The 6,350-nt window shown below is 57.2% G+C and carries 6 protein-coding genes; 4 read left to right on the forward strand and 2 right to left on the reverse strand.

Annotation, left to right across the window (positions count from 1 at the left end; all coding sequences use genetic code 11):
* The 4 genes from D7S89_RS26910 to D7S89_RS26925 all read left to right on the forward strand — a co-directional run.
* Window positions 1–1,561, forward strand: a 1,561-nt coding sequence (locus tag D7S89_RS26910) for a hypothetical protein (protein WP_220702216.1), incomplete at its 5' end; no start/stop codon positions are given.
* 5 nt (window positions 1,562–1,566) lie between these two features.
* Window positions 1,567–1,809 carry a hypothetical protein gene (locus D7S89_RS26915; RefSeq protein WP_121281912.1) on the forward strand — a complete coding sequence of 81 codons (243 nt, stop codon included), beginning with the start codon at window positions 1,567–1,569 and terminating at the stop codon, window positions 1,807–1,809.
* 140 nt (window positions 1,810–1,949) lie between these two features.
* Complete coding sequence (locus D7S89_RS26920) at window positions 1,950–2,453, forward strand: hypothetical protein (protein WP_147426786.1); 504 nt, start codon at window positions 1,950–1,952, stop codon at window positions 2,451–2,453.
* Window positions 2,454–2,675: 222 nt separating this feature from the next.
* On the forward strand, window positions 2,676–3,371 hold the full coding sequence (locus D7S89_RS26925) for a hypothetical protein (RefSeq protein ID WP_147426787.1): 696 nt from the start codon (window positions 2,676–2,678) through the stop codon (window positions 3,369–3,371).
* Between the two features lie 44 nt (window positions 3,372–3,415).
* Here the strand turns inward: D7S89_RS26925 and D7S89_RS28095 are convergent, their stop codons facing one another.
* Together D7S89_RS28095 and D7S89_RS26935 are read right to left on the reverse strand one after the other, a co-directional pair.
* The gene (locus D7S89_RS28095) at window positions 3,416–3,784 is read right to left on the reverse strand and encodes a hypothetical protein (protein WP_245983354.1); all 369 of its coding nucleotides are present in this window, start codon (window positions 3,782–3,784) and stop codon (window positions 3,416–3,418) included.
* 5 nt (window positions 3,785–3,789) lie between these two features.
* Window positions 3,790–5,808, reverse strand: a complete 2,019-nt coding sequence (locus tag D7S89_RS26935; RefSeq protein WP_121281916.1) for an acyltransferase family protein — start codon at window positions 5,806–5,808, stop codon at window positions 3,790–3,792.
* Window positions 5,809–6,350: the final 542 nt, after the last annotated feature.

Below are 6,350 nucleotides of genomic sequence, written 5' to 3' on the forward strand. Positions count from 1 at the left end.
CGTAGCGATAGGAGCCATTGGGGGGGCGGTGGGTGCGGAGGTGGGTGAATACGCACCGGCACTGAAGGGTGCAGACGACTTCACGAGCTTCGCGCGCGGTGCAGGTCAGGCAGCCCTGAGTAACGCGATCAGTCAGGGTGTCGATGTCGCGACGGGCCTGCAGCACCATTTCGACTGGCGCGGCGTTGCGGCCAGCGCGATTGCTGGGGGCGTTAACAGTGAAGTGGGCCAGACCAGTGTTGGCAAGGTTCCGGTGCTGGGCAATATCGTGAGCGGGGTTGCGTCGCAAACGGCCGGTGGAGTGGTTCTGGGCGGGAGCATGCGGGACCGGTTGCCGAGGATGATTGGCGCGATCGCCGGCAATACGGTCGGCAGTGAAATCGAACAGCAGGTGCAATCGAATGGTACGAGCACGCTGTATGGCGGAGGTGGCAACGTCGATGAACTGGTAGCGCAGTCGGGTTACGCGGCTGATCCTGGCAAACAGTTCGCGTGGTCGGCCAATAGCCGGTTGAATCCGGATAACGGGTTTGATACAACAGCGGCCAGCCTTGGGCTGACGCCGCAGCAAGCACGCGGCTTGATGGCGGTGGATAATGGGGCCTCGATTGTTGGTTCGTCGTTCTCGCCAGAGGTAGTGGGGTATGCTGTGCCGTATCCGCAGATTGCGGTGTCGCCGCTGCCGGAATCCAATGTACGTCTGGCGCAGACCGAAGGCGGCTTTGGTCGCGGGTTGTTTGGGCCACCACGCAACGTGTTTGAGCAAGAGGCACCGCTTTCGGAGCAATTGGGTAGGGGCGTGCGCTGGGTGGCGGATACCTTCGCGCTTGACCCGCTCAAGGAAGTGGGGAGTCAGTACCGCGATGTGTTCTCGGCGCTGGGTGGTGCGCGAGATGGTTGGTCGAGTAGCTTTGCTCAGCAGGTGATGAGCGGGGATTACGCTGGAGCGGCGCTAAGCGAAGTCGGGACGGTTGGCAGTGTGATGCCGTTGGCTGGGGCGGGGCTGAAGGGCGTGAGCTGGGCCGCGGCGGGAAGCCGAACTGAGCAAATGGCCGGGCGCTTGGTGCCAGGGCTTCAGATGAATATCGTGCCGGAAGGCTCGTCGATAGCGCTAAAACCACCTATTCCTCGAGTTAATGTCGCTGACGACTTTGCCTATAGGGAAAACAAGAATGGAAGTGTTACGTTGCAATATGGCGATCCAGAGGGCGTGCATGGTTTGATTGTGAATGTAGATCGGCAAGGTGTTCTTGGCTTTGACATTCGTTCAGCCCCTGGAGGTAGCTCGCTGTCGAATGCTTCTGGGACTGATATGTTTGCCAGTGCAATGGAACGACTCGAACGAGAAGGTGTTCAAGTAAACGCAATTCGTGGCATGTGGATTGGAGGAACCGATAGCGTGAATGCTGCTCAGTATCTATCTAACCTCGATCGTGGAATGCCTCCTCAGCAGGCAGCAGCGAATACATGGACAGGGCGCATGGTTGCACGATATGGCTACACGAACGTTGGCATGCCTAACACTGGGTACTCGGTAACAACTGTGATCTTTGGGCGGTGAGAAAGATGCTAGAGAAAATCCTTGAGGGCGAATCACCGAGCAAGGTGTTTAGAAGTTTGATCGAGGCTGACCCATCGATCGGGAATCTCCGCCTTGGCGAATTGCTGAGTGATGAGTTCGTCAATCTATCGAGTGAGGCCCAACAGCTTGTTTGGCACTGGAAGGGGCCGGGCAAGAGTCAGGGGTTGAGCGACGAAGATCTAGACGCTCTGCTTAAAGATTTATTTGGAAAAGCCGGGTACTTGTAGTTAGTGAGGAGCCAAGGGCCGCGTCAAGCGGCCCTTGGTACTTTTACGCGGCGGTGATGATGAGCCGCCCTTGTTCGGCGGTGATGCGCACGCGCTGATGAGGCGTTTACCTCAGCCCGGACGGCAAGGACGCCGACAAGGTGTTGCGGGCCCATCGTGAGAACGATGTGCTGGGCCGGGTGACGGAATACTTTGAATATGCCGATGACGGTAAAACGATCACGAAGGCCGACACGAGCGTATTCGATGCCGACAATCGGCTGATGAGGGACACGCAGGTGCTCTCACCGACAGGGCAGCCATCGCATACGGTCACGGTCACCTACGACTATCGGCTGGCTGACGGTCATGGCAACTACACGGGTGCCGATCAGGGCGTGGTGACGCACACGCAGCAGCGCGATACGGCCAACCCCAGCGTGATCGACACGGCGACCAGCTACGTCTGGTGGGACCAGGCCGAGCAAAGCAAGATCCAGGTGCGCGGGAGCGACCCGACCAATCCGAACATCAGTATTTTTGGGTTCAAGGGTAGCGCCTATGGCTGGAAGCTTGTTTGGTGCAATAGCTGCAATTCTGGTTTGCGCATATCAAGGACCAAGGTTCCGGAGAACACGCAAATTCTGATAGAGGAGAGCGACTAGAAGGCATCTATGCAAATCACCGGGGTCTGAAGCTAATATCGTAGGTTGATGGCAGCGGCAGTACGCTGGATCAAGGATTCAGCGTGCTGTGATTGTCGGCGCGATCTGGTATGGCTGGCGGACTTTATTCCTGGGGAGTTCATCAGGTAACAGATTGACGGAGTTGAGCTAAGCACTGGGTAATATGATGCCGGTGCTGTTATCGAGGGTGAAAAATAAAGAATGAGAACTTATATTCGTTTAGCAGTTTGCGTAGTTGCGGGTAGTGTCCTCTCCGGGTGCGTTTCAATTCAGCCAAAGGCGCTTAACGCTGAACAGGGTGATGTGCTGCGTGGTAAGAGTCTTGTAGTAGACGAGTATCAGACGCCATCATTTTCAGCCATGACGCCAGGAAAGGCGGTGTTTGGATTGATTGGCGGTCTTGTGATGATTGGCACAGGTAATGCATTCGTAAAGGAAAACAAGATCCGCGATCCAGCGGTGTATATTGGAAATAAGGTCGCGGGCCGGCTGGCTACCCAATATGATATGCGGGTTATGCGGAGCGATGTTGATCCGCTTAGTGACGATTCAATAGATGTGATTTCGGCTCGATATCCGGAAAGCGATTTTGTATTGGATAGTCAAACAATTAACTGGTCTTACGCTTATTACCCAACTCACTGGGATAGCTATCGGCTTATGTACAGCGTGAGACTGCGTTTGATAGACACGCATACCAAAAGCGTTTTGGCTGAAGCATTGTGCGCACGCAATCCGGAGTACGCCGACGATGCGCCGAGCCATAGCCAACTCACCGATGATGGAGGCGAATGGGTTAAGCGGCAACTGATGGTATATGCCGATGCTTGTGGTGATGAGCTTGGCAGCAAGGTGCTTGGCGTCACTGCGGAGACTGAGAAAAGTGTGGTCAAGTAGTGCAATGGTCGAATAACAGCACCGAGGGCCGCGTAAGCGGCCTTTCATGTTTCTACGCGGCGGTGATGATGAGCTTGCCGTGTTCGACGGTTACGCGCACGCGCCGATGAGGTTGAAACCCTGCCTGCTCGAGCCAGCGTCCAGCGAGCTTGAGCCAAGGGAACATTGGCGGATCTGTGTGACGTGGTGTGGTGGTCCAGGGCCGATATCACCGCGATGTTGCGCGCAAAGTAACCTTCGCGCGCGCTGCAGTACCGACAACTTTGAGCAACACGGCCAGTCAGGGCGTGGGTGTCGCGACCGGCCTGCAACAGCATTTCGACCGGCACGGCATTGCCGCCAGCGCGATTACTGGAGGCGTTGAGATTGAAGTGAATCTGGACGGTAACCGGATTGGCGATGTCAGCAAGCATGGCGCTCAACGCACCACAAGCGGAAGAAATTGCTCCGCCACTAGGCCATTCGCATAGTCCGACATATGATCGCCATAGCTATAGAGATAGTTCCGGTTCATCACCATCGGACAGACGTTTCGGTGGATGTCGCATAGCACCGGTGTCGGATCGTAGACGACCAGATCAGGGTGACGCTTTTCCAGTTGATCAATGATGGTGCGATAGGCCACGGTGCTGTCGACGTGGCTGCTGTAGGTGATGGCGCATCGCTTCGTGGCGTTGGGATTCGCAACCCCCAGCGCTTGCTGGACGAACGGCCACTGCAACGGCCTCCGGTCCACGCATTGCCGGGGATCGCGCAGTCGCGGCGTATCGAGGACCAGCATGACGCGCTTGCCTGCTCGCTGGAATGTGGTGATGGCGTTGTCCAGGCCATCGACTGCCGCGGATGGCTTGGCTTGCGACACGCCGTCGTAGGCGAATTGCTGACCGATGATATCCCGGTCGGCAGCGACAAGCGCGACGGTGGTGAGCGCCGCATTGCCAAGCAGCATGCGTAGGGCTTTGTCATTCGCCTCACGGCACAGCAAGGGATCATCGCCTGCATTTGAAGAGATGCGGGAAACGCCTACCATCGGCGCGCAGCTTGGACGTGCAATAAGCGTCCAGCTAATACCCGGTGCAGACTTCCGTACCAGCCCCCAATACAAGGCATCCGCCTTACTGTCGCCCCATACCGCGAAGTGGGAGGGCGCGCGCTTGTCCGTCGCGCAGAATGGAAAGAACTGCTGATCAGCCGCGGATACGCCGCACCGGAGATTGACGAACTCGTGTCCAGCGCCGAGCTTCGCGGTTGTCACGTCGGCGTCCGGGCTGTATCTATTGATACGGAAACCCAGTCCGCCGCACACATACGTCATGCAACCAAGGCAGGCGATCCCCAACATCAGCACGCAAGGCGCGACAAGTTTCCATTTTGCCGATGATCCGAGCCGTACCGGCCGCTCGATCACAGTTGTCGTGAACCACGCCAGCCCAATACTCACGACGACCATGCTGGCTCGCACCAGCAGAGACGGTTCGTCACCCGCAATGATGAACGCGAAGGACAACAGCGGCCAATGCCAAAGGTAGAGCGCGTAGCTGATCCTCCCGAACCATACGGCTACCGGATTGGACAGGACATATTGATTCACCGGGCCATTCGGACCTGCCGCAACCAGTGCGACTGCGCCGAGCACCGGCAAGACGGCCCACCATCCCGGAAAGGCCAGTGTCGAATTCAGCCCGACGAATGCTGCACCACACAGCAGCAACCCGGCGATCGAAACGACAATTTTGGTCGCGCGTCCGTCGCGCGACAATGCAGCCGTTGCCGATGCGATCACCAATCCCGCGCCTGCCGCGAATTCCCACACTCGACCGGTCGGCCAGTAGAACGCCGCCGAGCGATGGTGCCAAGTCAGCCAGAGATTGCAGCCGAACGAGGCAAGACCGGCCAGTGCGCAGAACAGTCCCACGCGCCGCATCCTGAATGCGATCAGAAGCAAGATCGGCCAGACGATATAGAACTGCTCTTCGACGCCGAGCGACCACAGGTGCAGCAGTGGCTTGGCGGACGAGGTTTGATCGAAGTAACCCGCTTCCGTCCACAGCGCCCAGTTCGACATGAAGCCCGCGCCCGCGAGTACGTGCTTGCCCAATTCCTTGTATTCGCCGCCCGTCAGGCTGAACCAACCCAGCGTCCAGGTCACCAGCAGCACGGTCAGCAACGCCGGGAAGATTCGCCGTATCCGTCTCGAGTAGAAGCGGGCAATCGAAAATCGATCGGCTCGCAAGTCATTCAGCAGAATTCCGGTGATCAAGTAGCCGGAGATGACAAAGAAGATGTCGACGCCGACGAACCCACCCGGCAAGGCGGTAGGAAATGCGTGAAATATGACGACAGCCAGAACCGCAACCGCGCGCAGGCCATCGATATCGGCGCGGTAAACATGCGAGCGTGCAACCGCAGCAGTAGATTCGGGGAGGGTTTTCGTCATTGTTGTACGTGGCCAAACCCGCGATGTCACCTCCCGGCTTTCGGCAGTGGGAAGCAATCCCGCAGCTTAGTGTTGTAGTGTTTGCTCAATGAGTCAGGGCGCGAATCATCGCCGCGACCCGAGCTGGGTCGGTCAGCAGAAGCGATGCGAATCAGCAGAAGCAGAAGCGAGGCAGAAACAGAAGCGGAGGCAGAAGCAGAATGGTTGTGTCTACACGTCGTGAATCGGTCTTGAACAATCTCCCGTTTCATCACTGGCCGGAAGTTCATCCGGCTCAGCTCGTGTCTTCCACCGAAGTGAACAAAAACACAGTCTTATGCCTGCCCGCTAGTTTAAGTGAGAAGCTATGTCCGGTGTTTCAGGGGGGAGGCTGCCCCACATGGACAAAATGTCGCACCGAGATGATGTGTGGCTCCCGCCTAAGCGGGAGCCACACTCACTCACGATGGAGCAGCCCCCTGAAACACCGGACACAGTCTCCCACTTAAAATAACGAGTAGGCATAAGACTGTGTTTTTGACTAACACCAAGCAGGAAATGAT

This window comes from Trinickia fusca (assembly GCF_003628145.1).
In the GTDB taxonomy this organism is placed as follows: domain Bacteria; phylum Pseudomonadota; class Gammaproteobacteria; order Burkholderiales; family Burkholderiaceae; genus Trinickia; species Trinickia fusca.